At 54.2% G+C, this 26060-nt stretch carries 24 protein-coding genes and 2 pseudogenes; 5 read left to right on the top strand and 21 right to left on the bottom strand.

Annotated elements, in window-relative coordinates; all coding sequences use genetic code 11:
* Positions 1 to 6: 6 nt before the first annotated feature.
* From RHM58_RS24180 to RHM58_RS24090, 19 genes and pseudogenes are all read right to left on the bottom strand, one after another.
* The gene (locus RHM58_RS24180; RefSeq protein ID WP_201257174.1) at positions 7 to 366 is read right to left on the bottom strand and encodes a VanZ family protein; all 360 of its coding nucleotides are present in this window, start codon (positions 364 to 366) and stop codon (positions 7 to 9) included.
* Complete coding sequence (locus RHM58_RS24175; protein WP_322268385.1) at positions 363 to 2450, bottom strand: YjbH domain-containing protein; 2088 nt, start codon at positions 2448 to 2450, stop codon at positions 363 to 365. Before RHM58_RS24175 ends, RHM58_RS24180 begins: the two co-directional genes overlap by 4 nt.
* Complete coding sequence (locus tag RHM58_RS24170) at positions 2447 to 3214, bottom strand: capsule biosynthesis GfcC family protein (RefSeq protein WP_322268383.1); 768 nt, start codon at positions 3212 to 3214, stop codon at positions 2447 to 2449. Before RHM58_RS24170 ends, RHM58_RS24175 begins: the two co-directional genes overlap by 4 nt.
* Positions 3211 to 3870, bottom strand: a complete 660-nt coding sequence (locus tag RHM58_RS24165) for a YjbF family lipoprotein (protein WP_322268382.1) — start codon at positions 3868 to 3870, stop codon at positions 3211 to 3213. Before RHM58_RS24165 ends, RHM58_RS24170 begins: the two co-directional genes overlap by 4 nt.
* Before the next feature lie 14 nt (positions 3871 to 3884).
* Positions 3885 to 4997 carry a polysaccharide biosynthesis/export family protein gene (locus RHM58_RS24160; protein ID WP_322268381.1) on the bottom strand — a complete coding sequence of 371 codons (1113 nt, stop codon included), beginning with the start codon at positions 4995 to 4997 and terminating at the stop codon, positions 3885 to 3887.
* Positions 4998 to 5085: 88 nt separating this feature from the next.
* The gene (locus RHM58_RS24155) at positions 5086 to 5316 is read right to left on the bottom strand and encodes a hypothetical protein (protein WP_201256956.1); all 231 of its coding nucleotides are present in this window, start codon (positions 5314 to 5316) and stop codon (positions 5086 to 5088) included.
* 484 nt (positions 5317 to 5800) lie between these two features.
* The gene (gene rfbD / locus RHM58_RS24150) at positions 5801 to 6676 is read right to left on the bottom strand and encodes a dTDP-4-dehydrorhamnose reductase (protein WP_201256955.1); all 876 of its coding nucleotides are present in this window, start codon (positions 6674 to 6676) and stop codon (positions 5801 to 5803) included.
* 2 nt (positions 6677 to 6678) lie between these two features.
* Positions 6679 to 7218, bottom strand: coding sequence for a dTDP-4-dehydrorhamnose 3,5-epimerase (gene rfbC, locus RHM58_RS24145; RefSeq protein WP_201256954.1), 540 nt, complete (start codon positions 7216 to 7218; stop codon positions 6679 to 6681).
* Positions 7215 to 8093 (bottom strand): glucose-1-phosphate thymidylyltransferase RfbA, encoded by an 879-nt coding sequence (rfbA, locus tag RHM58_RS24140; RefSeq protein ID WP_201256953.1) that lies wholly within the window; start codon positions 8091 to 8093, stop codon positions 7215 to 7217. Before rfbA ends, rfbC begins: the two co-directional genes overlap by 4 nt.
* A gap of 13 nt (positions 8094 to 8106) precedes the next feature.
* Positions 8107 to 9201 (bottom strand): dTDP-glucose 4,6-dehydratase, encoded by a 1095-nt coding sequence (gene rfbB, locus RHM58_RS24135; protein WP_201256952.1) that lies wholly within the window; start codon positions 9199 to 9201, stop codon positions 8107 to 8109.
* Between the two features lie 10 nt (positions 9202 to 9211).
* Positions 9212 to 10326, bottom strand: a pseudogene (locus RHM58_RS24130) (DUF1972 domain-containing protein).
* Entirely contained in the window at positions 10316 to 11410 is a 1095-nt protein-coding gene (locus RHM58_RS24125; RefSeq protein WP_322268380.1) for a glycosyltransferase family 4 protein, read from the bottom strand. Before RHM58_RS24125 ends, RHM58_RS24130 begins: the two are co-directional and overlap by 11 nt.
* Before the next feature lie 2 nt (positions 11411 to 11412).
* Entirely contained in the window at positions 11413 to 12696 is a 1284-nt protein-coding gene (locus tag RHM58_RS24120; protein WP_242486384.1) for an O-antigen ligase family protein, read from the bottom strand.
* Positions 12696 to 13829 carry a polysaccharide pyruvyl transferase family protein gene (locus tag RHM58_RS24115; protein WP_201256948.1) on the bottom strand — a complete coding sequence of 378 codons (1134 nt, stop codon included), beginning with the start codon at positions 13827 to 13829 and terminating at the stop codon, positions 12696 to 12698. The genes RHM58_RS24120 and RHM58_RS24115 overlap by 1 nt, the downstream gene beginning before the upstream one ends.
* 36 nt (positions 13830 to 13865) lie before the next feature.
* Positions 13866 to 14846 carry a nitroreductase family protein gene (locus tag RHM58_RS24110; protein WP_201256947.1) on the bottom strand — a complete coding sequence of 327 codons (981 nt, stop codon included), beginning with the start codon at positions 14844 to 14846 and terminating at the stop codon, positions 13866 to 13868.
* A 59-nt stretch (positions 14847 to 14905) separates the two neighbouring features.
* Entirely contained in the window at positions 14906 to 15631 is a 726-nt protein-coding gene (locus RHM58_RS24105; protein ID WP_322268378.1) for a polysaccharide biosynthesis C-terminal domain-containing protein, read from the bottom strand.
* Entirely contained in the window at positions 15604 to 16194 is a 591-nt protein-coding gene (locus tag RHM58_RS24100; RefSeq protein WP_322268377.1) for a lipopolysaccharide biosynthesis protein, read from the bottom strand. The genes RHM58_RS24105 and RHM58_RS24100 overlap by 28 nt, the downstream gene beginning before the upstream one ends.
* A 190-nt stretch (positions 16195 to 16384) precedes the next feature.
* Entirely contained in the window at positions 16385 to 18613 is a 2229-nt protein-coding gene (locus RHM58_RS24095) for a polysaccharide biosynthesis tyrosine autokinase (RefSeq protein WP_322268376.1), read from the bottom strand.
* A 44-nt stretch (positions 18614 to 18657) separates the two neighbouring features.
* A pseudogene (locus RHM58_RS24090) lies at positions 18658 to 19033 on the bottom strand (low molecular weight phosphotyrosine protein phosphatase).
* 535 nt (positions 19034 to 19568) lie between these two features.
* On the opposite strand from RHM58_RS24090, the gene galU reads away from it, so the two are divergent.
* The 3 genes from galU to rfaH all read left to right on the top strand — a co-directional run bounded on the left by galU (position 19569) and on the right by rfaH (position 21522).
* On the top strand, positions 19569 to 20402 hold the full coding sequence (gene galU, locus RHM58_RS24085; RefSeq protein WP_201256944.1) for a UTP--glucose-1-phosphate uridylyltransferase GalU: 834 nt from the start codon (positions 19569 to 19571) through the stop codon (positions 20400 to 20402).
* 67 nt (positions 20403 to 20469) lie between these two features.
* Positions 20470 to 20895: a phosphomannomutase gene (locus RHM58_RS24080; protein WP_201256943.1), complete on the top strand. Its 426-nt coding sequence runs from the start codon at positions 20470 to 20472 to the stop codon at positions 20893 to 20895.
* 96 nt (positions 20896 to 20991) lie between these two features.
* Positions 20992 to 21522: a transcription/translation regulatory transformer protein RfaH gene (gene rfaH, locus RHM58_RS24075; protein ID WP_201256942.1), complete on the top strand. Its 531-nt coding sequence runs from the start codon at positions 20992 to 20994 to the stop codon at positions 21520 to 21522.
* Between the two features lie 36 nt (positions 21523 to 21558).
* Here the strand turns inward: rfaH and RHM58_RS24070 are convergent, their stop codons facing one another.
* Positions 21559 to 22386, bottom strand: a complete 828-nt coding sequence (locus RHM58_RS24070; protein ID WP_322268374.1) for an undecaprenyl-diphosphate phosphatase — start codon at positions 22384 to 22386, stop codon at positions 21559 to 21561.
* A gap of 298 nt (positions 22387 to 22684) precedes the next feature.
* The gene (locus RHM58_RS24065) at positions 22685 to 23590 is read right to left on the bottom strand and encodes a helix-turn-helix domain-containing protein (protein ID WP_201256940.1); all 906 of its coding nucleotides are present in this window, start codon (positions 23588 to 23590) and stop codon (positions 22685 to 22687) included.
* Between the two features lie 237 nt (positions 23591 to 23827).
* Between RHM58_RS24065 and RHM58_RS24060 the strand changes: the two genes are divergently transcribed.
* Both RHM58_RS24060 and RHM58_RS24055 read left to right on the top strand, forming a co-directional pair.
* A complete protein-coding gene (locus tag RHM58_RS24060; protein ID WP_322268373.1) occupies positions 23828 to 25138 on the top strand; it encodes an ABC transporter substrate-binding protein in 1311 nt (436 codons plus the stop codon).
* Positions 25139 to 25273: 135 nt separating this feature from the next.
* Complete coding sequence (locus RHM58_RS24055) at positions 25274 to 26041, top strand: L-iditol 2-dehydrogenase (RefSeq protein WP_322268372.1); 768 nt, start codon at positions 25274 to 25276, stop codon at positions 26039 to 26041.
* Positions 26042 to 26060: the final 19 nt, after the last annotated feature.

Raw genomic sequence — 26060 nt, 5'->3', positions numbered from 1 at the left:
CTCTCCTCAGCGCATCCAGCGCCAGGCAATCAGCAATCCCGTCAGCACGCCCAGACTGTTTGCCAGCATGTCGTAAGGCGAAGCTGTGCGCAGCGGCATCAAGCCCTGCGCACCCTCGATGAGCACGCCCGTGAGCAAACACCCCAGGGCTATCCACAGCAACTTCACCCCCGGGAACGCCAGGCGACAGCTACACGCAAAGACCAGGAAACCCACCCAGTGATGGAGCTTATCTTCCTGGACAAACAGCTCCGGGATTGGCTGCGGGCGCAACCCGGCAGTCAACAGGATCAAGCTCACCACGGCAAAGGCCAGCCCCCGACACCAGAATGGCAATTCGACCAAACGCTTGAGCCGCACAATCATTCAGTGATTTTCTCGAAGTTGTTGTAGAACAGGTCGCTGTCACGCCCGTCAGTCATGGTCTGTAAAGAGTAGGCGCGGTTCAGGCGTGCGCCACCATCGCGGGTCAATGGTGCCCAGACTACATTGGCCCGGCGCATCGTCGAGGTACTCATCAATTCGTCAAACGGAATGGAAATGTAGATCCCCTTATCGAAGCTGCCCTCGCCATAGTCTTCTTTCGAGGCGGTGGTCAGCGTAACCCAGCCACCGAACTTCACGCCGTTGTTGAACTCGCGCGACAAATCCACGGTAGTGCCCCAGTCACGAGCCAGATAACGCCCGACACTGACTGCCGCATGCACATCACCGGGCAGCTCGGTGTAGCCGGTCACATGCCCCGTGACAGTCTGGTAATCACGCAGTCCAAAGCCCTGATTGAAGTCGCGCTGGCGGACGAAGTTCAAGTCGGCACCCACCGACCAACGTTGCCCCATGGGCCGATACAGGACTTCACTGCCGACCCCGGCAAACATGGATTCCAGGTAGCCGCCGTAAACCATGCCATACAGGTTCTGATCCAGCTGCACAGCGTGGTTGAGCTGGAACGTCGGCATCGTTACATCAGAGGTGGTCAGGTATTTGCGCAGATCGGTACGCACACGGGGCAACCCGCTCGGCGCATCGTAGGTGAACTTGTCGTAGTTGTTTAGCAGGTTGGCGCTCAGCATGCCGCTCAACCAGATATTTCGGGTCAAACGGTACTGCGCATCGGCGTCGGCGGTGAACTGATAGAGCAGTCCGTCGGGGCCGCCGATGTTCTGTTTGTAGCCGAGGCCAAAGCCGTAGTTGAACGGGTCCAGGGCCTGGGAATAGAGGGTGTTTTCCTGGTGTGCCAGTGCCGGATTGACCTCAGTCGAGCGGTGCAGATCCTTCAGTGGTTGATCATTGTTCACCACCGCGCGGAACGTTTCCCGAGGCACGCTGGTTTCCTCTATCGACATGTCATAACGCTGGTCAATCAGGGTGAACCAGTCGATGTCCTGATTAACGCTGTTATCGAGAATCCGGCTGGCCCGCCCCACGCCCTTGGCCGGGTTGAAGTAGCGGGACTGTTCGCCATACACCAACAACTCCGAACCGCGCTGGGCAATACGCTTGACCTTGTAACCGGCATTTTGCTGCAGTCGGCTGGAGACATTCGCCCAGTTGACCTGATCGAGCGGGGTCGACGGCGCCTGTGCCGGCAGTGGCTCGGCAGGCGGGTCGTAGGTTTTGGCCGGAGCCTTGCGGCTGACAAAATTGGTGTGCAAGGTGATGCCGAACATCGCGGTATTGCCGCGCTCCCAGGCCGCACTCAAATCGATACTGTCGGCCAACTTGTAGACCACACCGATATTGATCGGCAAGTCTTGCTTGATCGGGTTGTCCAGTGGCTCATTCTTGTAGTCGTTACCCTCGTATTCGAGTTTCAGGCTCAGCGGTTTCCAGGGCGTTTGATAGGCAACACCGCCAAACAACGAAGGATGCCCCCTGAAGTAAGCGTTGGAGTTCACCCCCGGCCCTGGCGACGGCCGCATCGCTCTGGGGCCGATCATTGAACTTGCTGTCGAGTACCGCCAGCGGGTTGCTGAAATCCCCCGGTTACCCAAATAGCCCCAGGCAATACCGAGGCTGAAATCAAGGTCGGCATAACGCTTGTTGGCGACGAAATATTCGCTCGAAAACAATCCGGTGCCGCCGATGTCCCGAGCCCCCAACGCGATTTGCGGCGCCCAGTGACTTTCTTCCCAAAGCCGAGCCTTCACGTCAATGGCCTTGTCTTTGAAAGACTGATCGCCGCTCAACGCCTCGGTGCCGTACTTGCGGTTGGTGATCGCGGTGTAACGGAACGAGCCTTCCAGCCAATCGAACGGTTGCAGGGATAAGCTGTAACGCGAATAGGGGTCGGTACGACTGGCAGTGACGCTCAACTCGCCCGCCGGGGCCATCCGCGCTGTAGGGGTCTGCAATAAACCGACACCACCAAAATCACTCTGGGTGTAACGCGGTTCGCCATGAACCAATCCACAGGGAAGGAGCAAAACAGCAGCAAAACGTATCTTCAAGGGGCCACCTCAGCCAGCGGTTGCGTGGCGAGAAACTCGGCCAATTGTTGATTGAGCTCAGGAGTCGGCGATTCCAGATCGTCTATCCTGATTGGCACCAGGATCCTGCTGCCGGGAGCAGGCACGATGCCTTCCTCACGATTCCATGCCGCCACGCCGACGCGCCGCACCTGGCCATCGGGCTGGATCAGCCACAGATAATCGCTTTCAGCGTCGCTGAGGACGGCACAATGTTCGGCATAGGCACGGGCCTCTTGCATGGCGTCAAAAGGCACATGACAAGGTTGCGCGACGGCCCCCCAGACTTCCACGGTGGAGGGTCGGGCTGGATAAATCAGACGGTCGCCATCGTCGAGTAGCGCATTGAGCGCGAACCCGGTTTCCAGGGCGATCGGATCGAGCGCCGCGATCTGGCGGCCGGTGACCGGCATCCGCTCAATCTGCTCATACAGGCGCGCGCTCAAGGCTGCTCGCGTGTCCCGTCCATCCAGCAAGGCCACCCGCTGCAGCAGTTTCAAATCGAATAACACCCCGGCCTTCAACCGAGTCTGCTTGTCTTCCAGTGAGCGGTGCAGCCACGCGGCGCCCAGCCAGTAACTTTCAGCGTTGGGTTGGGTGGCGATGATCACATCCCGCAGGCGTGTGCCGGGTTTCAGGGTGAGGTCGCCGGGGCTTCGAACATCGCCACTGACCGTAACGGCCGCTTGGCTCAAGCCCGGGCCGATCAATAGCAGGCCAAGCAATAACAGTTGTTGGCACTTCACCGAACCGCTCCCCGATCAGGGCGCAATTGCACGATCTTCAGGGAAATCTGCGGCGTCAGATGTTGCTCGCTACGCATGATAAAACCGTCCTGAGGGTCGACCCAGTAGCGGTTGGTTGCGTGGAAATCCAGGGCGGGTGCATCCACCTGCTCATCAATGCGCAGCAAGGCGTAATCCTTGTCCAAAATGCTGATGCGTTCGATGTCGTGCATGCTGAAACGGCTATTGACCGCAATGCCGACGCGGTAGCCATCGTAGATATCGATCCAGCGAGTGCTGGTATAACCGTCGGGCAAATGCTGGAGACCGCGCTTGAACGGTGACTCGCCATTGAAGCGCGTGCCATCCAGGGAAACGCCCAGTCCGACACTGCGCACCACCAGGCCGTCACGCATCATCAATACTTGCTTGCCGGAAGCGACCCAGAACTCCAGGTCGCCACGCCGACGTGCCATGGCCATCACCCCTTCGCTGGTGGTAGTGGTGACCAGAATCTGCGGATACGGCACGGCATCGACCCCGGCGCGGGTCAACTCGATCGGAGCTGGCCCGGTGGCAGACGCTTTAAGCGTCTGCCAAGAGGCCGTCATCAACGGATTGCACCCACACAGCAAGAGCGCCGTCGTCAGATAGGCGCAGGTATGCAAAGTTTTCACGGATTGATTGAGCCTTATCTGCTGTTGGCTTCACTGAGATTGTTGACAGAGCTGGCACCGGTCCCGAGGACACTGGCCGTAGGCAGAAGCTGGCTGATCAAGCGATTCCAGCGCGTTACGCCGGCCGGGCCGACATAGACGATGTCTTGCGGCTGCAGGTCGAAACGAGTAGCCAATACCATCGCAGAAGGTGATTCAGCATTGAGCTGGAACACCTTGGCCGGCTCGGTTTCCAGATTATCCGCGCCCCGAATCACGTACACCGCGTTGCCATTTGAGGTGGTCTGATTCAAGCCACCCACCGTGCCCAGGGCATCGGAAAGGTTCATCGATTTGCTCTTGAAACTCAGGGCACGTGGCTGGTTGACCTCGCCCATGACATAAATCCGCTTCAGATCGTTATAGGGCAGGTACAACTGGTCGCCCCCTTTGAGGTAGACCTTGTGCAACTGCGAGTCCCGTCGATTGAGCGTGTCCAGATCAAGCCGGTACTCGCGCCCGTCGCGCGTCAGCGTCAACCCTGCCAGGTCCGCATTCAGCGGATCCACACCGGCCGCGCCGATGGCTTCCACCAGGCTAAGCGGATTGGTGGTGATCGACTGTTGACCCGCTCTCGCCACCGCACCGGAAATCACCACGGTCTGGCTGGCGAAACGCAATACGCTGACGTCAACCTGAGGGCTTTCGATAAACTGCGACAAGCGTTCGGCGATAAAGGCCCGTAACTCTTCGATGGTTTTACCGGCGGCCTGGACATTACCGATATAGGGGTAAAACAGCGTACCGTCCGGACGAACCAGACGACCGTTGGCATCAATTTGTTGTTGCGGCCCCGAAGGTGCCGTCAATTCGGGATGATCCCAAACCGTGATAAACAATAAGTCATTGGCGCCTACGCGATAACCACCCGGCGTATAGGACAACAACTCAGAAGGCACCGACTCGCGAACTTGCGAGGCGGCATCCATGGCAATCAATTTAGGCGTGATGGGAATAAGCTCTACCCGACTACTCTCGGGAGAACCGTCACGAACCAGTTGGCTGGTATCCATATGTTGGCCAGGGGAAAACATGCAACCGTGCAAGGTAATACTTGCCAGCATCACAACAGAAAACCTACGGATCATAATGGCACTACGCTAGTCGAGGGCAAGGCTAAAAAAGATCACCCAGAGAACTCTGAGTGATCTTGAACAACACACTTCGCAGGGAGAATCAGTTAGTACCTGTAGTTCCGGTAGTGCCCGTGGACCCAGTGGTCCCGCCATTGGAACTACCACCGGAGTTGGATGCGGCCACCGCGCCACCAATAATGGCCACGCCTGCCAGGACACCATGCCCGACAGTGACAGACCCGACCAACGGGGTGTTCAAGCTCAGAGGCTCTTCGGCCAGCGCCGCGGTACTTATCAACGCCAGCAAGCCGACAGCAAACAGTTTTTTCATATCAGACTCCTTCTCGACATCATCTCTATATAAGATTTGATACTAAGGGACTAGTAATGGAACAGCAGGTATATGGACTCAAACCCAAGGGTCGAATGCGCCAGCCCCTGCACTTTCCTCCTTTGGAGCATGTCATTTATAGGTGTCGCAAGCCATAGACCGCCCGCCTCATGCCCTTGGAGCAAAATAGCTGCACGAACGGGCTTATTGGAGGATATTGGCGACGTTTTACGACATCCACCCCCTGACAAGGCGTTTTCCGTGCAAAGTTTCAAGTGGGCGTCATTCGAACCCGGCACTGATTGTTATTATTCGTCAGGATTCTTTCTGGCCAATGGCCCTTGAAGTGTTTGCACAGCCGTAAGTTTCAGAAAAAAACAGCGACTGACAACAACATCCGCCGAATAAACATAGACCATTAGTAACAATAGCCTGAATATTCAGAGCTGTGACGGTGAGCGATATATTAAAATTCGGAGGCGGTTCAGCTCAGTTGTTGTAATACCTGATGCAACTCGCGCTTCCAGCTTCGCGGTGCCAAACCATAGTCGAGTTCCAGGGCTTGGCAATCGAGCACCGACCAGGCGGGTCGCTTGGCCGGAGTCGGAAAACCTGCGGTGGTAATCGCCTTCAAACTTGGGCTCTTTTCAAGCAAACCCAGCGCCTGGGCCTGGCTGAAAATCTCATCTGCAAAGTCGTACCAAGTACAGGCGGGTTCGCCGCTGTAGTGATACAAGCCCCACTTGAGCGCACCATCACGTTGAAAAATCGCCGCCAGCGCCCACAGGGTATCGGCAATACTGCCAGCGGAAGTCGGACAGCCACGCTGATCCGCTACCACGGCGAGTTCATCGCGGTCGCGACCAAGGCGAAGCATGGTTTTGACGAAGTTGTTGCCTTGGACGCCGAACACCCAACTGGTTCGCAGAATCAAATGGCGTGAACAGTGTTGCTGCAGTTGCTGCTCACCAGCCAGCTTGCTCAACCCATACACGCCTGTAGGCGCAGTGACATCGTCGGGTTTGTAGGCGCAATCGCTGTCGCCACTGAACACGTAATCGGTGGAAATATGCAGCAGCGCGATACCCCGCTCCTCGGCTGCAAGCGCCAGGTGCGTAACACCGTCGCGGTTCACCGCATAAGCTCGCTCGATCTCGTTTTCAGCCTTGTCCACTGCGGTATAGGCCGCCGCATTGATCACTAACTGCGGCTTGGTCCGGACCAAAACATCCTGGACCTGAGCCGGGTCGCTGATATCCAGTTCGCCCGAACCATAGCCAATCACGCTGAACCCGGACGGCACTCTCTGCAGCAACTCGCGCCCGACCTGCCCTTGTGCTCCGGTCACTAGAACCCGCATGGTCATTCCCCTTTCAACAGCGCGCGCAGGCGCGGATGCTGCCGGTCTTTTTCCGAGAGTTGTGGTGAACTCAGAGGCCAGGCTATGTCCAGATCCGGATCATTCCAGAGCAAGCCACCCTCGTCCTCCGGGTAATACAGATCGGTGCACTTGTATTGAAAATCGGCGGTATCAGTCAGCACGCAGAAACCGTGGGCGTAACCCGGCGGCACCCACAGCTGGAGATGGTCCTCGGCGGTCAATTCGATCCCTACGTGTTCACCGCACGTTGCAGACGCCGGATCGATGTCTACGACGACGTCGTAAACCGCGCCGCGAGTGACCCGGACCAACTTGCCCTGAGGCCGGGTGCGCTGGAAATGCAGACCGCGCAATACGCCACGTTGGGAGCGCGAGTGATTGTCCTGCACGAACGGCAACTCGATACCGGCGTCGCGATAACGCTGGTGGTGATAGCTCTCAAGAAAGAACCCGCGGTCATCGCCGTACACCTTAGGCTCGATTATCAGTACGCCTGGCAACCTGGTTTTGATCACATTCATTTCGCAGGCTCCGTCGATAGCACCTGTGCCAGATACTGGCCGTAACCGGTTTTGTGTAAAGCGGTGGCTTGTCTATCCAGTTGTTCAGCCGACAACCAACCCTGGCGGTAAGCAACCTCCTCAAGGCAGGCCACTTTCATTCCCTGGCGCGCTTCGATGGTCTGGACGAAATGCCCGGCCTCCATCAACGAATCATGGGTCCCGGTGTCCAGCCAGGCGAAACCGCGCCCCAGCACGCTGACGTGCAGATCCCCGCGCTGCAGATACGCATTGTTCACATCAGTGATTTCAAGTTCGCCGCGAATCGACGGTTTGACTTGCCTGGCAATGCTCACCACATCGTTGTCATAGAAGTACAAGCCGGTGACCGCGTAATTGGACTTCGGACGCTCAGGCTTCTCTTGGATTGAAACCGCCTTGCCGTCACTGTCGAACTCGACAACGCCAAAACGCTGCGGATCGCTGACGTGATAACCAAAAACGGTAGCGCCGGTCTTTCGTTGCGAGGCTTCGTGCAGTAAGGCGCTGAAGCCATAACCGTAGAAGATGTTATCGCCCAGAATCAGTGCGACATTACTGTCGCCGATAAAACTCTCGCCAATAATAAAGGCTTGTGCCAAACCATCTGGGGAGGACTGCTCGGCATAGCTGAGCTCGATACCAAAAGAAGAACCATCACCCAACAAATTGCGGAAATTGGGCAAGTCTTGCGGGGTGGAGATAATCAAGACCTCGCGAATACCCGCGAGCATCAAAACCGACAATGGGTAGTAGATCATCGGCTTGTCGTATATCGGTAGCAGTTGCTTGGACACGCCGCGTGTAATGGGGTGCAAGCGAGTGCCGGAGCCGCCCGCGAGAATAATACCTTTCATCTAGGATTCCCTTCTATGAATGTCGAGAACTGGGGAGACAGTGTTTCTGGCCCAAGCGCTCTGGCCGATACTGGCCGTTGAGTACGCGTTGCCACCATTCTTTATTGTGCAAATACCACTGAACGGTTTTTCGAATGCCGCTTCCAAAGGTTTCCTCTGGCTGCCAACCGATATCGCGGGCAATTTTGCTGGTATCAATGGCATAACGAAGATCATGACCTGGCCGATCTTCAACAAAGGTAATCAGGTCACGATAACGCTCGACGCCAGCAGGTTTGTCGGGAGCCAATTCTTCGAGCAGATCGCAAAGGGTTTCCACCACCTCAATATTGGTTTTCTCGTTGTGGCCACCAATATTGTAGGTTTCGCCGATCTTGCCCCGACATAGAACCTCGCACAGCGCGCGCGCATGATCTTCCACAAACAACCAGTCACGAACCTGCAAACCATCGCCATAGACCGGCAAAGGCCGGCCCTGAATGGCATTCAAAATCACGTGGGGAATCAACTTCTCGGGGAAGTGATAAGGACCATAGTTATTCGAGCAATGGGTCACCAGCACTGGCAGGCCGTAAGTACGTTGCCAGGCCCGAACCAGATGGTCTGAACTGGCCTTGGACGCCGAATAGGGGGAACTGGGCGCATAGGGCGTGGTTTCAGTGAACAGACTGTCAGTGCCTTCCAGGTCGCCATAGACTTCGTCCGTCGAGACATGGTGGAAGCGAAACGACTGCTTGATCTCCGGCAGCAATCCGCTCCAGTAACGCCGGACCGCTTCAAGCAAAACATAGGTCCCGACGATGTTGGTCTGGATAAAGTCCGCGGGACTATCGATGGAACGATCAACGTGCGACTCTGCGGCCAAGTGCATTACCGCATCCGGCTGAAACTCCGTGAATACACGATCCAGCGACTGAGCGTCGCAAATATCGACGCTAAAGAAATGATATCGCGGCGACTCGGCGATGCTGGCCAAGGACTCCAGATTACCGGCGTAGGTCAACTTGTCGAGGTTGGCAACTTCATATCGAGTATTTTGGATCAGATGACGAACGACCGCAGAACCAATAAAACCGGCTCCGCCAGTCAGCAGGATACGGATAGTCATAACGGCCTCTCTATCGATTGTTCGGATACCAGTCAGTCAATAGTTTTTCGTACTGGAGCAAGATTTGATTCCACGTAAAGCGCTGACGAAAGCGTGCAGCACTGGCGGCTTTCATTTGCTCCAGCGCCGAATCGTCGGTAAGCAGTTGGTCAAATAACGCGGCACAAGCCGCTTCATCCTTAAAGTAAGCAGCAGCGCTTTCCGTCACCCAGCGATTGAATGGGTTGTCATGGGCGATGACCGCACAACCCGCACCGAGCGCTTCCACTAACGATGGATTGGTCCCGCCGACACGATGTCCGTGCAGGTAAAACCGAGAGTAGTAACGCAGTGCCTGGACCACCGCGGTCTCATAGATAGCACCCGGAAAGATGACTTCTGCGCTGCCCGCTGCCATGACCTGTTTATGGTATGGAGTATTGTTCGGTTGAAAGTTGCCCAGTACAACGAGCTTATGATTGCGAGGCCTGGAGCTGAACGCGCGAACCATCTCCAGAAACGAATTCTCAGGCTCCGGCCGCGCAATGATGACCGAAAACTTGCCGGGCTCTATGGCGTAACGTGCCAGTAACGTCGCGTCTGCACCGCTGACCTCATCGCCACCATAGGGAATCATGGTGATCCTGGATTCAGAAACCCGCGTCGCCAAGTGCTCTTTTATCTTGGGATGATCCGCGACCAGATGATTGCCCATCCAGCAGCCCGCTCGCTCATTGAGCCAGAACCAGGTCTTGGCGATGACTCCCCACTTGTCGCGCCGCCACTCGATACCATCCATATTAATAATGTTGGTTTGCCCTTTAAGCCTTTGCAGCAAGCTGAAGACAGCCGTGTTGTAACCAAGGGTCAGAAACAACCCCTGTTGCGATGTCGCATGCCGCGTAGCCTTCCAGTCAAAAACAACCGTGCCTGACGCGCCCCCTGGGTAACCGGAATATGAATCCTGTTGATATCATTCCAGGTACTGTGGGTGATTCCCCCGCTCCCCTCTTCCTGACAGTAGACAAAGACTTGCCAGCCTTGCGCTGTCAGATAAAGAGATAACTTTTCTGCAAAGGTTTCGAAACCACCATGCTGGGCGGGTACGCCTCTTATGCCCAGAATATAAAGTTTTTTAGACGTCATGCTGCATCTCGTTAAATAATTTCAAGAATTTATCTTCAAAAGCTTGCAGGCTAAAATCCCGAGTGCGGGACAAGGCATTATCAGATAACAACTTATATTTCTTCGGGTCCGACGAGATTCTGCAAATCGTGCGGTAGAGTTCTTCTATGTCATATGAAGAAATCAGATAACCTTCGACATCGCTGCGGACCAACTCGGCAGGCCCACCCACCGGGGGAACTATAACGGGCAAGCCATGTGACATCCCCTCAAGAATGGTCAAACCAAATGTTTCTATCCAGCCATCCGGCCGGGAGAGGTTCAGCAGCAAATCGGATCTTGAATAAAAGTCCGACATATCGATCTGACGCGGGTAAATCGCCAGATTGCCCGGAACATCGACACCCGAAAAGTAACTATCGATTTCAGTTCGGCTGGCATTGAGCACCAGGGTGAAGTTCAGGTTTTTGTCATTCTGGCTGCGGCGGGCAAGCGCCAGAAACTCATGGACTCCCTTGTAAGCCTTCAAGGAGCAGATCATTAAACAAGTAAAGCCCGCCTCCTCCTTGATCGGAAAGGGCGTTGCATCCAGCGCATCCAAAGCATTATGAATAACTATCTGGGGGAGCCTGGCAAAGCGTTCCGCCTGCATCAAGTAATGCGAAACAAAGACAACCTTTGTGCTGGTTTTTTCAATGATGAATCTGAGAAACTTCTTCAAGATATTGGGTTTTATCGATGTCTCATGCACATGATAGTAAACCGGTATGCCTCGTAACTTCCCCGCCAGAGCCGCGCCAAAAGGCATCATGGTATTAACATAAAACACCACATTCTGCTTCTTGTACTTCAAGCACTGAATAAATAATAACGCCTGAGAAATCACGTAATAACCCAGGGTCAGCAGCTTATTCTCCGATCGTTTATAAAAAAGCTTGCTCTGGATATCCGCCACCCCTGACAAGAAACCGTCGCCATGAGCACTGGTAATCACTTCGGTGGCTATATTGTTATCAGCCGCGGCCTTGATCACTTGCGACAAAACCTTGGGGCTTCCACTTCTGTCGTTGAACAGATGAATGAAAACCATCTTCTTTACAGGCATGCTTATGCTCTTTTGATGAGGGAGCGACTAAGTGTTGAGAATCGCTCGGTAAGGGCCATACACACCCAAAAAATAGCGATCGAATGCGCGGGAATGGTTTGACTTGAGAAACCCATGGCCAGAAAAAATGCGACCAGGGCCGCCCCCACTCTGACGTGATAGCGATCGACATCCGGATCAACCGCTATTCTTCTGACCGCGGTCCAACTGCGCTTGATCACCAAAATGATAAACGTGAAAAAGACGATGAAGCCAACAGCGCCAGTGTCATTAAGTATTGCCAAGGGCAAGTTGGATATCCATGCACTGCGATGATTCTCCGAGCCGACCAACTCCGGTGCAAAAGAATATATTTCGCTAAAGCTGTAGATACCATTTCCGAACATGGGGTTTTCCAGAATGGAATTCGCCGCCAACGCCCACATGATGAACCGCGTCTTGACCGAGTGGGTTCTGCCGATCAGCTCATAATCGCCAAAAGAAGAAACGATCAAGTAAGACAAGGACATCATGACGACGACTAACAGGACAGCGCCCAGCAAATACTTCACCAAGTCCCTGTTTTTGTATTTCCTTGGGTAACTCAGCCCGTGGTAAAGCCAGACGGAAATAATGTAGGAAACCCACGGTGCTCTTGAGAACGAAAACAGTAGCGAGGTGTGCAAACCGATAACGAGGACCCACCACCACAATTTTCGGTGGTAAGCCAGCGCCAGCACCGTCAGCGTAATCAGCGATATAAATACCCCGAACAGATTGGCCTCATAAATCCCGCCGCGGATGCGAGTCCCCCCACTGCCTTCCTGCAACCAGTGAACGGCCAAATCCGGAAGTTGAAATTTCAAGATTGAAAGAATATAAATCAACGACAAAAACGGGCCACAAAACCATGCCAGAAGCAGATAGGTCCTGGATTTAAAAATCGTAAAGGGATTAGCCTTTAACCAGATAACCACATAATAAAACGAGGCCGCGAACAGTAAACCTGCATACATTTTCAGCGACCAGGCCGCAACCGGGCCCGAAGCAGACGCGTAAAAAGCCAGTACAATCCAGATGCTCAGGACAACCCCTGTTTTTGGCAGGCGCAGGGGGATGTTCGAGCTAACCAACAGCAATACGACCATCAAAAATATTGGCGCAGCCAGCAATCGTTCCAACGTCAGGTTATTGCCGCCCAACGACCATTCAATATTGTTAAAAACCACTGTTATGCCGATGATGACAGCCAGCACGTAACGTGGGCTGACACTCGGGAATTTCAAGCTGGCGGAACGCTGATTCATCATGAAGTCTTAACGGGCTTTTTAACTGTATTGATTGAAAATGCGCCATCGAGGTAATCCCAAGTTACCAACCTCAACGCATCCAGCTTTTTATGGCTGGAGGTAAAGTCTATGGGCTTCCCCACTACCGAGCCGACTTCACTCAGGTGACTGACCAAGCGATCGGCCAAATCAACTTTATCCAGAAGGCCCTTGATTCTATTCAACCCGCTCTCGGGCAGCACCGTGACAAAGGGAATGGCGAAGTTCAACGCAAATGCAGTGCCGTGGAACGAATTGGTGATGACGAAAGAGGCGTTGGCGAATAACGAAACATAATCAACAGGGCTGGCATCCATGATATGCCTGTCGCTCTTGTATCCCAGGAAAGGGTCCTGATCGATGGCCACTACTCGCAGCCCCAACAGGGTCTTTATCCGATTGATTGTTTCCCTGACCAAGGCGTCTTTCTTCAGCGTGTACACGAGAATGTATTGATCAGCAGGTACCGGCGCTTTTTCGGTAAGCAGCAAACCCTGCATCCACTGGCGCTTGTCGAGCATCAAAGTAGGGTCGAGGGTGTGAGCGACCTTTTGGTTGCCTAGCATGCTGCGCAACTTGCGCGCCGTGTCTTCTTCGCGCACGGAAATACTGTCAAAAGTAGACAGCGCCTTCCTGACCTTGGCCGTCTCCTCGTCGGAATAGCTATAGGAGCCTGCACTTGAGGAAAACGAAATCTTCCTTTTCGCTCGGGAGAACGCCAGCATGTAGTTCAGGTCCAGTTGCCCCGTAATATTCGGGTTCCATATCTGATCGCTACCACACACCACGCAATCGAAATCACTGGATATCGATTGAAGGCTTTGTAAGTCGGGACATGCCGGGGTCAGCTTATAGTTGACCCGCATAAACTCTTTAAACTTGGCGATCAGTCTCTTTCTGGGCAGGAGTCGAAAGAAATCCTTGCCCGCTCTAAAAATGCTGCGAGGATTACGGTCAATCCGAATCAAATTCAAGGTCTGTTCCAACTCCTTGCTTTTGTAATCAATAATTTTTACATCACCGTATTTTGACAGAACTGCCTGACTCGCGAGCGCTTGTAAAGTTCCGCCATAACTGTTGGCGTGATGAATCGTAATCAATGCAATTTTCAAGGTGCTGAATCCTTTGTAACCCGGAATGAGTACGTATTAACTTGAGAGTTTTGTATAAACTTCATCAACAGGGCGCCGCGGAGAAGCACATACGGTATTCTGCGCATTCGGATAACCTATCGCCAACATCATCATCACTGTATGTTGCGGGCTTATCTTGATCACCTTGCGAAACTTAATATCCGCGCTGCCCGACTGACTCCAATTCAAACAGCACGAGGCTATGCCTATTGAATGCAACGCCAGAATCAGCGACATCGAGAACATCCCGCCGTCGATCCAGTGCTGGTAGCGCTCTCGCGGAGAAACAAAGGCACGCAAGTCGGTGGTGATAATCAGCAAGTCTTTTATTTTATGCCCGAAACCGCGATTACCATCCTGGAACGCCAGAGCCTGTTGTGCCAATTCACCTTCCACATGATAAACATGCCACGATTGCCGGTTACAGGCAGAAGGTGATTTCATGGCCATTTCCATCGCCCTTCTCAACTCTTGCGCACTGATCTCTGCATCAGAGAATTCACGAAGCGAATAGCGAGACATGAAGAAACTCTCCGGAACCAGCAGTCGTCCCTGATTGAATTCCGACTTGGAATGGTTGATTGCACCACTGTTGTAGAAAAAAGGAACGGCGTTGTTGCTAAGACTCTCAACTTTTACCAGACGCTTTATAAGTTCAGCGGTTTTTTCCGGCTGGTGGGCCTTTTCGGCTTCAGCAAACTTCTTTAATACGGTGATTGCTACCAGATCGTGGTAGCCCGCACCATTGAGCATGAATGAACGTTCCAATGCATGAATAAGCGTATTGGCACCCGCCCAACCGGAACCTGGTTTGCGATTGGTAAAGCTCAGACTCTTTTCAAGTGTGTGATACACCTTGACCATGTAATAGTTTCTGGCCTCCACCGAACTGAGTGAAGATCGCCATCCCGAGTACCTTACATATCGGCTCAGGTCATACAAAAAGCCGAACCCTGCCAATACTGTCCGGGCATAAATTTTTACGTTATCCATCATGTAAATTGATCTCCAGATAGTCGATAGTCATGGTTAGTTTAAATATGGGACTGCACCTGCTATCGAAGTCTGCTTTTGAAAACCAGTCGTTGTGCGCCATAAAAATATAAGGACAACAACAGTACATTACTGACAACCGTCGCGATCGCAGCGCCACGCAGGTCAAACAGGGGAATTAATGTAAGGTTGAGCAGCACATTGATGACCGCAACCAGCGCCATGTATTTGACTTTCACTTTCATGTGTTCCTGGGTTACCAATGTAGCCCCCGCACTGAAGGCCAGGAATATAACCGGCGCGCAAATGGAAAGAATTTTCAACACCGCTGCGGCGCCGCGATACGCCTCACCAAACAGCAGAGGGACTGCCCAGTCTGCAAATAATAAAATAACCAACATGGCCAGCGTTCCGAGCAGCAACATCATCCAGTTACCCTTACGGTATATCTGATAAAACATGTCTGGATCGTGGTTGGCCCAACGGTGCATTTTCGGCAGTAGAAAGCGTTGATAAATCACACTGGGCAGCAAGTACACCGCTGTCATGATGGTAAAGGCAACGCTGTATATGCCTGCGGCGCTGTTACTTGAAAGGTGTTTTAGCAAAATAATGTTGCTTTGGAAATAAATCAGATGGGAGAACGCCGCGATCCCAAATGGCCAACTGGCACTGGCAACACTTAACATCCCCGGCCTTGCAGCAAAATCCTTGAATTCAGCGGTCAGCTCGTGCCCCTTCAAGGTCAAACGCCCATTGATCATCTGCAGCAACTGGGGGATTGCCAACAAAAAAACACCAGGGCAATAACGGAGAAAAATACCGCATAAAGCTCCGCGGCGATTGGCGTAGCGCTTACGACCGCGGCGATGAAGACCATCGAGCAACGAAGAAAGTGCGGCAAAAACTGCCAAAGAGCCAGACGCAGATAGCGCTCTTCAAGTTGTAATTTACTGCTTACCAACTCCACTGACAGCTGCCCCAATATGTACAGGGAAAGTATCAGAAGCAGGTGCTGCGTTAACCGGTCATGGTTTGTAAGCAGAGCCCAGGCGACGATGGCGCAGATGAGAAACAAGGTACTCAGAGCAATGAATTCGAAAGAAGGCTTTAACCAGCGTTTGGCTGCCCAGCCCTCTTGGCCAAAAGCCTTGAGCCAATATTGCGATATTCCGAAGCCCGCCAGTGGCGCGAGCAAGGTAATGGTCGTGAGTGCTGACGAAAAAGCACCAAAATCATTGCTGCCCAGTTTCCTGGCCAGTAACACCTGAGTTAAAAAAGCAAATCCGGCGCCTGCCAGCGAGCCCATCCAGAGAAGCGATATAGCTTTGAACGCTGTTGTCTTATTCATTAACCTATGTCATTTGTGATCACGCTACCGCCCCAGGATTTTTCGTCATATTCCTCAGGACGTGGTGCATCTATGAAATGTCGGCTTATTCGTGCCTAAAAGGCTGTTGAACCCGTTCGGCAATAACCACTGACAGCGTTTATAACTTCAGCATCTTGAGCAACTGTCGTGCTGAGTTAATCAATAAGCATCAAGCATTGTCGGAAGCATATTCATAGTGATAGTAGCCATAATCGTTGTAGCCATACTTATTGGAGGCCTTTTTCTCCACACCGTTGAAAATCGCCCCTTTGATGGCAACGCCATTCTGGGAGAACCGACGGACCGTCAATTCGATCTCCTTCGCGGGGTTCAGACCGAAGCGCGTAACGATCAAGTTGGTCCCTGACTGGCGTCCCACGATTGCCGCATCCGTTACCGCCAGTAGAGGTGGCGTGTCGAGAATCACCAGGTCATAAAGCTCACTCACCTGCGCCAACAGCGCGCTGAAGTTGGCATGCATCAACAACTCTGAAGGGTTGGGCGGGATCTGCCCTCGACTGACAAAGTCAAAATTCTCGATGTTGGTCTTATGGATTGCGGTGGCCAAATCGCAGCGACGCGCCAGAATATCGGAGAGCCCGTTATCCGAAGAAATGCCCATGACTTTGTGCAGATAGCCTTTGCGCATATCGACATCGACCAGTAATACCCGCAGGCCGGTTTGCGCTATTACCACAGCGAGATTTGCCGAGACGAACGTTTTGCCCACCTGCGGACTTGGACCGGAAATCATCAGCCGATTATTGTCGGTCTCGTGCATGGCGAAGTGCAGACTGGTACGCAGGCTGCGCAGTGCTTCGACCGCCAAATCAGTGGGGTGGTTGATGGCCAGCAACGGATAACCTGTAGCGGCACGTCCCTTTGCGCGGCCGATTTTTTCTTCTTCGGCCTTCTGCAAGATGCTGTAGGGAATCGACGCGTATACCGGCAAGCCAAGTTGCTCGATGGCTTCCGGGCTTTCAAGACCACGGTTCAATGCCTTGCGCACAAGGACCAGAGCTACCGCCAGGAAGCCGCCGAGAATCGTGGCGACCAATACAATCAAGGCCTTTTTAGGTTTGACCGGTTTCAGGAAATTGACGTCCGCCGTGTCGATCAGACGCACGTTACCCACGGTCCCTGCCCGCATCACGTCCAGTTCTTGGGCCTTGTTTAACAGTTGGGTATAAATGGCGGTGCCGACCTCAACATCCCGGGTAAGGCTCAGCAGTTCTTGCTGGGTGGACGGAAGGCTTTCGACCTTGCTGGCCAGGCTTTTCTGCTTACTGCTCAACTCGCCGATCTGAGTCAACAACGCGCGATAAGCCGGATGTTGCCGGGTGAACTTGCGGTCCATCTCGGCTTGCTGCAATTTCAACTCGGAGATGCTGGTATCCAGGCCGACAATTTGATCAAGAATGGCTTTGGTTTCGAGGGTGATATCCACCGACTTGCTGCGAGTCTGGTATTCATTCAAGGCGTTTCCAGCCCTTTCCAGGTCCTTTTTGACCACTGGAAGTTGCTCTTTCAGAAAAGCCAGGCTCTGTGCTGCCTCTGCTGAAGTACGCTCGACGTTTTGCCGCACATAGATGTCGGCGATCTCATTGAGGATTTTTATAGCCTGGTCCGGGTCGGTGCTTTCCAGTGCCAAGCCAATCATGCCCGACTCTTTTCCGCGCTCCAGGACATCCAGTGCCTCTTGATAGTCAAGGATACTGGTCAGGCGAGAATTACGGACGATTCTGAAGCGAGTCCCGGGATTGGCACGCATTTCCTCGATCTGAAACGTGACGCCGTTTTTCTCGAACAGTTGACCAGCCTGGCTCGCGGCCAGTAACTTGTCATCTTCATCGACCAAGGTGAAATAACCATTTTCACCCGCCGTCAGCGTCAACTTTTTGCCCAGTTGCGACTCGGGAAGGTCCAGCTTGAATATCTTCAGCGACTCCCCTCCCCAGGCAAAACTGTTAAGTCCCAGCCAGGCATCGGCTATTTCACCCGGGTTGTTATTTTTGAATCGACGTGCCAGAAACTCGCCTATAACGGGGAAGTAAATGGGCTGTATGACAATATCGAGCTTGAGGTTATCGACCGTTTTGCCAATCACCGAGCGCGACTGGATCAACTCAATCTCGGTGGCCGACGGCGACTCCTTGCCGAGCATGCTGCCAATATCCGAAAAACCCAGTAGGTCATTCTTTTTTGCTTCGACCTGCAACAGTGCATTCGCCTGAAAAACCGGCGTTGCCAGCACCGCATAAGCGGCCCCTGCCACCATAAAGGCGCCAGTGATCGCGGCTATCAACCATTTATGGTCGATCAGTGTTCCAAACAGACCGAGGATATCGATCTCGTCGTTGTCGTCTTCCCGTACGGTGACTACTGGCGCTTGTTGCATAAGTCGGATTCTTTGCCTTTATTACGATTCAAAAAGTAGTGGCGTCAGCGTGCTAGGCGCTGTGCCCATGCGTTTACGGCTTCTTCGATCAACGCATAAGCGTGAAAAAAGCGGGTTTGCCTTGCCGGTGTGCGCGTCGCCGATCTCGCGCTCGCCTTGCCATTTCCCAAGCATCAGCACCTTGCCCCGTGCTTCAGGGGCGAGGTTGAGCACGCCGCTGACATGCTGTCGTTCCATGACCAGAATCAGGTCGGCCTCGCTGATCGCTTGAGGCTCAAGCTGAATGGCCTGGTGTTCATCGGGCGAATGACCATGCGCTTCAAGTACCGCACGCGCCGTTGGCTCGATCGGTTTACCGACCAAAGCGGCAAGACCGGCTGAACTGACGTGGATATCGGAATGAGCGAGTGCCCCGCGCAGTAGATTTTCCGCGGTAGGGCTTCGGCATATATTGCCAACACAGACAATCAAAACCCTTTTAAGCAAGATAAATTTCCCCGTCTTGTCAACATTGGCGGTGACATGCACTTGCCGAACATAAGAGTTTTTAACCACGGATAAACCTGAGCCTCTATAAGCCCAGGAATTGCAGCATCAGCTTTACAACACCAAGGACATATTTATTACCACGACACTTGAGTTGCACCCAAGTTTTTCTCCGGACAAAAAATAACACCTCAGCCTGAAGACAAGCAGAAGTTAGCAATCACCGATATTTATTCAGACAGTTTCTAACAGTTGCGGTTTTCCCGCGGGCGATCCATCTAAATTACCCGGTACTTAGCGAATGGATAATGTATAGCCGTTCTAGCAGTTCGCGTTGCGAGCATTTTTTGTCAAGTGATTGGTCGTGCTTAGTGCTCCCAATCACCCAGCGTTGCCGGTTCCGCCAGCCTGGATCGAATTTTCTTACTGCCACTAGCCAATACATAAGTCTACTTTCAAGGACGCTTTCATGATTCGTAAATGTCTGTTCCCCGCTGCCGGCTATGGAACCCGTTTTTTACCCGCGACCAAGGCCATGCCCAAGGAAATGCTGCCGATCGTCAACAAGCCGCTGATCCAGTACGCCGTCGAGGAAGCGCGCGATGCCGGCCTGCAACATATGGCCATCGTCACCGGTCGCGGCAAGCGAGCGCTGGAAGACCATTTCGATGTCAGCTTCGAGTTGGAACATCAAATTCGCGGCACCGATAAGGAGATGTTTCTGGCCGGTACTCGGGAGCTGATCGACACCTGCAGTTTTTCCTATACCCGTCAGGTAGAGATGAAGGGCCTGGGGCACGCCATTCTCAGCGGTCGCCCGCTGATCGGTGATGAACCCTTCGCGGTGGTCCTGGCGGACGACCTGTGCCTGAACCTGGGTGGTGATGGCGTACTGGCGCAAATGCTCAAGCTCTACGAGCAGTACCGCTGTTCAATCGTGGCGATCCAGGAAGTCCCCCTCGAGCAGACTCAAAAGTACGGTGTGATTGCCGGCCAGTTGCTGAGTGAGGGCATTTATCGGGTCAGCAGCATGGTTGAGAAACCTCGTCCGGAGGACGCACCTTCCAATCTGGCAATCATCGGCCGATACATTCTGACTCCCGACATCTTTGACCTGATCGCCGACACCGAACCTGGCAAGGGCGGTGAAATCCAGATTACCGATGCGCTGATGAAACAGGCCAAGGACGGTTGTGTGCTGGCTTACAAATTCAAGGGCCGACGCTTCGATTGCGGAGGTGCCGAAGGGTATATCGAAGCGACCAATTTCTGCTTCGAAAACCTGCATCAAAACAACCTGTGATGGATCTGGCCCCGCGTCAGATTGCGTGCCATCAACGCGACCTCTCTTCCCGAGGAATGAAACCTCTATGAAGACATTGAGCGGTTTCAAGGCCGGTGACAGTCGCCAGCCGTATGGCGCTGACCTTAAAAACAACCTTGCGTACCTTATCGTCCGTGCCTACGCCTCGGAGCTGATCTTCCCCCGCGCGCCGAAAACGCCAGCGTTGCTGGTAGAGCGCATCGGCGTCTTTCCTTCTTCCGGGGAGATTCGCCGTGAGGTCAAGGATGGCGCCACGCTGCTGGCAAGTATCAAGAACTGCTACATCACCCAAGCGCTGGAAATCAACGAGGACGACGGGCTGAGCCTGGTTTTTGCAGACTGGCGCTTCAGCTTGTGCCTTTCGGGTAATGGCGGCACGACGTGCCTGAATGTGGAAAGTCGCGGCGACATCACGTTGATGCAGCGTAAAACTGTCGAGCTGCTGGAGCAGATCGACGCAGCAACAGACTGAAACCACGAGGCGGCGCAGGCTGACGATGGGGTTCCCTGTCGCCCGCCTGCTACTCCGGTCGACTGAACATCGACACATAGACACGAAGGACGTCGCATGAACGCCAATGCACAACACGCCGCCAAAGCCTGGTATCTGGTCCAGTGCAAATCCCGGCAAGACGAACGCGCCGAAGAACATCTGCAGCGCCAAGGCTATGCCTGTTTTCGCTCGACCTACAAACGTGAGCGCATTTTAAAGGGGCGGCGACAGCTGATCAGCGAGTCGCTGTTTCCTGGCTACCTGTTTATTCAACTGAGCCAGCAAGACAGCTGGAGCCCTCTGCGTTCGACCCGTGGCGTGTCACGAGTCGTCGCATTCGGCGGTCATCCAATGCCAATCAGCGATACGCTGATCGACGATCTCCAGGAGCGGGACAACCAGGCCATCGTGACAACACTATTGAAACCTGGGGAAAACGTGCGCATCAATGAAGGCCCGTTTGCCGAACTCGAAGCAGTGTTCCTGGCCATGGAGGGTGAGGAACGCGTGTTGCTGCTGATGAACTTTCTGCACCGTGAACAGCGAATCAGCCTGCCGCTGGCAGGCATCAGCAAGCTTCGGCTGGCGTCCTGCAACGGCAGATAACCCCCCTGCTCTTCCAGCCGCAGGGGATCGGCTTGCCTAGGGTTGATCAGACCATTGAATCCAGCCCAACCACCAGGTTACCAAAATCAGCAAGCCAAACCCGATCCGATACCAGGCAAACACGGCATAGCTATGGTTAGCGATGAATTTGAGCAAACCACGTACGGCAATCATCGCGAAGAAGAATGCCACCACAAACCCCAAGATAAACACCGGCAGGTCGCTGGCCTGGAACAAATGGCGATATTTGAAGCCGGAGTAAACCGCGGCCCCGACCATCGTCGGCATCGCCAGAAAAAACGAATACTCGGTAGCCACCTTGCGTGACAGACCAAACAGCAGCCCGCCGATAATCGTCGACCCGGAGCGCGAAGTGCCGGGGATCATCGCCAGACACTGTGCAAAACCGACCTTCAAGGCATCGGTCCAGCGCATATCGTCAATGTGAACGATGCGCACCACATGTTCACGTTGTTCAGCCCACAACATGACAATCCCGCCCACCACCAGCGCTATGGCCACCGTGATCGGATTAAAAAGATGTGCATGGATGCTGTCGGCAAACATCACCCCCAGTACAACGGCCGGCAAGAATCCGATCAACACATTCAGGCTGAAACGTTGAGCATTAAGCTCGGTTGGCAAGCCCGTGATGATCTCGAGAATTTTGCGGCGAAACTCCCAGACGACAGCCAGGATAGCCCCCAACTGAATGATGATATTAAAGGCCATGGCTCGCTCTCCGCCGAAGTCGAGCAAATCCGCGGCAATAATCTGATGACCTGTACTGGAGACGGGTAAAAATTCCGTGAGGCCTTCAACCATCCCTAAAATCAATACTTGCAGGGTCGTCCAAAAATCCATTAATCCTCCGTTAGACGCTCTCGACTGAAAGGTCTGATAATTATTTTGAGTATTTAAACTGATGAGGGCACGCGGGCGCCCTATTCTCTTTTTTCGCGATTGAATTTATGACCGCGGAGAATTAAAACGCGTTATCTATCGAATTTATCTAGTTGTTATAAAATGCCCACAACTGCACTCTATTTGCGCGGCCTTGATATAACCTGGATCAAACAACACGCCCGCGAGCAGCTGTGAGCAATGCACCAGATTCAGGCGAGCTTTACGCGCTGATCCAGTACGTGATTGCCGGGATTCTTTAACCGGCCGCCACGGCCTTTTGCAACCGCTGCCGATATTCGCTCGGCGTCTCCTGCATTTCATGCCGAAAGTGCCGATTGAAATTCGACAGATTGGCGTAACCCACCTCAAAGCAGATGTTGGCGACACTCAAGCCGCTTTGCGCCAACAACCGGCAGGCTCGCTGCACCCGCAGCTTGCGGGTCAGGTCGACGAAGGTGTGGCCGGTGGCACGCTTGAAGAACTTGGAAAACGCCGGTTCGCTCATGTCCAGACGCTGGGCGATGACGGACAGCCGCAGTTCGTCGGCGAGGTCGTTGAGGATGTAGTCAAAAACGATGCTCATGCGCTGGGCCGTCAAGGCGTCGAGCATCGGCGCGTATTGCAGGCTGGCGAGGGTCTTTCTTTCGGCTTCAGGCGCTGAGGCCAGCAGTTGCAGCAACGACAAAAACAGGCACAACCGCTCAAACCCCTGGCTCAACCCGATCTGTTCCAGAAGCTCGGCGGCTTTCTTTCGGGTAACGCCACCAAACTCGATTCCCCGGGCCGCTTGCCGGAACAGGCTCTGCAACTCATTGAGCTCAGGCACCAGGTTGCGCAGTTGCATCAGCGCCTGGCCGTCGAACTGCAACACCACGTCACGCCCCGCAATCAGCTCGCCTTTACCCAGATCGCTGATCCAGTCGTGCGGCAGGCCCGGCCCGATCAGCGCCACATGGCCGGCCTCGAACAGGCCGATGTAATCACCCGCCAACAGCCGACCGCTGCCTTCGCGAATCAGATGGATCTCGAACTCGGGATGATGATTCCAGCGCGCCAGATCGAAGGGATAGTCATGCTGATACCAGCGAAAGCTGTGCTGTGGCTCGTTGAGAATGACTTCGAGCGCGGGCGGTTTGTCCGTTTTTGTGTATTGGCTCGTCACTGTGGACAGTCTCCGGCAAGCGTTGGCCCAAGGTTCACACCAAAGCGTATGGGTTGCCTAGCCCTATAAGCGGTGGTGACTGATACTTTTTGCCGCGCAAGTGCTCGGTTAAAAAAGTATCAGTAGTGCGTATGCCGTTCATTTGTTGGGCACGTGGGTAGCTGTTGTAATCGGTTCGCCATCCCGGATTACAACAATAAAAGATTCTGCTGCCCACGCCGCAGAGCGGAGAACACGATGAAGCTATTGCCCAACGTCCTATTCCTGTCCGCCGGTATTTCCTTCGCCCTGCTCTGCCAGGCCGGCGAAACCGTCACCATCGCCACAGTGAACAACAGCGACATGATCCGCATGCAAAAGCTCTCGAAAACCTTCGAGGCTTCGCACCCCGACATCAAGCTCAATTGGGTGGTGCTGGAGGAGAATGTCTTGCGCCAACGCCTGACCACCGACATCGCCACTCAGGGCGGTCAATTTGACGTGCTGACCATTGGCACTTACGAAACGCCGCTGTGGGCGGCAAAGCGCTGGCTGGAACCGATGAAGGACCTGCCCGCCAGCTATGACGTCGAGGACATCTTTCCTTCGGTGCGCCAGGGGCTTTCGCTCAACGACACGCTCTACGCCCTGCCGTTCTATGGCGAAAGCACGGTCACTTATTACCGCACCGACCTGTTCAAGGACGCCGGGCTGAGCATGCCCGAGCACCCGACCTGGACCCAGCTCGGCGAGTTTGCCGGCAAGCTGAACCATCCGGACAAAGAGCAATACGGCATGTGCCTGCGCGGCAAGGCCGGCTGGGGTGAAAACATGGCGTTGCTCTCGACCATGGCCAATGCCTTTGGTGCGCGCTGGTTCGACGAAAAGTGGCAACCGCAACTCACCGGACCTGAATGGACCGCCGCTGCCAACTTCTACGTCGATACGCTGAAGCGTTACGGCCCGCCGGGTGCCTCGAGCAATGGTTTCAACGAGACCCTGGCCCTGTTCAACAGCGGCAAGTGCGCGATGTGGGTCGATGCCAGTGTGGCGGGTTCCTTCATCACAGACAAAACCCAGAGCAATGTCGCCGACAAGGCCGGCTTCGTTGCGGCGCCCACCGAGGTCACGGACAAGGGTTCATCGTGGCTGTATGCCTGGTCGTTGGCCATCCCGACCAGCTCCCAACACAAATTAGCTGCAAAAGCCTTCGTGACTTGGGCCACCTCCAAGGAATACATCCAGCTGGTCGCCGAGAAGGATGGCATCACCAACGTACCGCCGGGCACCCGGAAGTCGACCTACAGCGACGCTTACTTGCAGGCCGCGCCCTTCGCCAAGGTCACGCTGCAAATGATGCAGAACGCCGACCCAGCGCATCCGTCCGCCCAGCCTGTGCCCTACGTCGGCATCCAGTACGTGACCATTCCCGAGTTCCAGGCCATCGGCACATCGGTCGGCAAGCAGATGTCTGCGGCCCTCACCGGGCAGATGTCGGTTGAACAAGCATTGGCCAATGCCCAACAGAGCACCGAACGCGAGATGAAACGCGCCGGGTACCCCAAGTAGCAATCAATGTGGGAGCGGGCTTGCTCGCGAATGCCGTGTGTCATTCAACATTAATGCTGACTGACGGGGCCCTTTCGCGAGCAAGCCCGCTCCCACATTGGATCGTCTCTATGGCTTCAATAAGCGGAGAAAGAAATGAAACGTCTGGAAGGAAAAAGCACGTTGATTACCGGGTCCGCCAGGGGCATCGGCAAAGCCTTCGCACAGGCTTACATCCGCGAGGGTGCTAACGTCGCGATTGCCGATATCAACCTGGAACGGGCGCAAGCGACCGCAGCCGAATTGGGTTCCCAGGCCTATGCGGTGGAGATGGATGTTACTAATCAGGCATCCATCGACGCCGCCATTGCAGCCGTCGTCGCAAAAGTCGGCAAGCTCGATATTCTGATCAACAACGCCGCGCTGTTTGATCTGGCGCCAATCACTGACATCACCCGCGACAGCTACGAGCGCCTGTTCTCGATCAACGTCGCCGGCACCCTGTTCACGTTGCAGGCCGCCGCCCGGCAAATGGTTGCCCAGGGGCACGGTGGCAAGATCATCAACATGGCCAGCCAGGCCGGTCGCCGGGGTGAGTCGCTGGTGGCGGTGTATTGCGCGACCAAAGCGGCGGTGATCAGCCTCACGCAATCGGCCGGTCTGAATCTGATCAAACATGGGATCAACGTCAACGCCATTGCACCGGGTGTGGTCGACGGCGAGCATTGGGATGGCGTCGATGCGTTGTTCGCCAAATATGAAAGCCGACCGCTCGGGGAGAAGAAAAAACTGGTTGGCGAGGAAGTGCCTTTTGGACGCATGGCCACCGCAGACGATCTGGCGGGCATGGCGATATTCCTGGCGTCGTCCGAGAGTGAGTACATCGTCGCGCAGACGTACAACGTTGATGGGGGAATTGGTTGAGCTGATCAACCCCTGTAGC

The sequence above is a fragment of the Pseudomonas sp. 10S4 genome (assembly GCF_034344865.1).
Taxonomy (GTDB): Bacteria; Pseudomonadota; Gammaproteobacteria; order Pseudomonadales; family Pseudomonadaceae; genus Aquipseudomonas.
The sequence above is the reverse complement of the archived record's forward strand: the minus strand, read 5'-3'. Positions and strand labels throughout refer to the sequence as shown.

Excerpts from the sequence above, each read along its gene's own strand:
- rfbD (WP_201256955.1), bottom strand. The coding sequence starts at position 6,676 with ATGCGGGTTCTAGTGACCGGAGCACAAGGGCAGGTCGGGCGCGAGTTG.
- RHM58_RS24180 (WP_201257174.1), bottom strand. The coding sequence starts at position 366 with ATGATTGTGCGGCTCAAGCGTTTGGTCGAATTGCCATTCTGGTGTCGG.
- rfbB (WP_201256952.1), bottom strand. The coding sequence starts at position 9,201 with ATGACTATCCGTATCCTGCTGACTGGCGGAGCCGGTTTTATTGGTTCT.
- RHM58_RS24125 (WP_322268380.1), bottom strand. The coding sequence starts at position 11,410 with ATGCCTGTAAAGAAGATGGTTTTCATTCATCTGTTCAACGACAGAAGT.
- RHM58_RS24120 (WP_242486384.1), bottom strand. The coding sequence starts at position 12,696 with ATGAATCAGCGTTCCGCCAGCTTGAAATTCCCGAGTGTCAGCCCACGT.
- RHM58_RS24110 (WP_201256947.1), bottom strand. The coding sequence starts at position 14,846 with ATGATGGATAACGTAAAAATTTATGCCCGGACAGTATTGGCAGGGTTC.
- RHM58_RS24155 (WP_201256956.1), bottom strand. The coding sequence starts at position 5,316 with ATGAAAAAACTGTTTGCTGTCGGCTTGCTGGCGTTGATAAGTACCGCG.
- rfbA (WP_201256953.1), bottom strand. The coding sequence starts at position 8,093 with ATGAAAGGTATTATTCTCGCGGGCGGCTCCGGCACTCGCTTGCACCCC.
- RHM58_RS24080 (WP_201256943.1), top strand. The coding sequence starts at position 20,470 with ATGAAGACATTGAGCGGTTTCAAGGCCGGTGACAGTCGCCAGCCGTAT.
- RHM58_RS24070 (WP_322268374.1), bottom strand. The coding sequence starts at position 22,386 with ATGGATTTTTGGACGACCCTGCAAGTATTGATTTTAGGGATGGTTGAA.
- galU (WP_201256944.1), top strand. The coding sequence starts at position 19,569 with ATGATTCGTAAATGTCTGTTCCCCGCTGCCGGCTATGGAACCCGTTTT.
- rfaH (WP_201256942.1), top strand. The coding sequence starts at position 20,992 with ATGAACGCCAATGCACAACACGCCGCCAAAGCCTGGTATCTGGTCCAG.
- RHM58_RS24095 (WP_322268376.1), bottom strand. The coding sequence starts at position 18,613 with ATGCAACAAGCGCCAGTAGTCACCGTACGGGAAGACGACAACGACGAG.
- RHM58_RS24160 (WP_322268381.1), bottom strand. The coding sequence starts at position 4,997 with ATGATCCGTAGGTTTTCTGTTGTGATGCTGGCAAGTATTACCTTGCAC.
- RHM58_RS24100 (WP_322268377.1), bottom strand. The coding sequence starts at position 16,194 with ATGAATAAGACAACAGCGTTCAAAGCTATATCGCTTCTCTGGATGGGC.
- RHM58_RS24060 (WP_322268373.1), top strand. The coding sequence starts at position 23,828 with ATGAAGCTATTGCCCAACGTCCTATTCCTGTCCGCCGGTATTTCCTTC.
- RHM58_RS24055 (WP_322268372.1), top strand. The coding sequence starts at position 25,274 with ATGAAACGTCTGGAAGGAAAAAGCACGTTGATTACCGGGTCCGCCAGG.
- rfbC (WP_201256954.1), bottom strand. The coding sequence starts at position 7,218 with ATGAATGTGATCAAAACCAGGTTGCCAGGCGTACTGATAATCGAGCCT.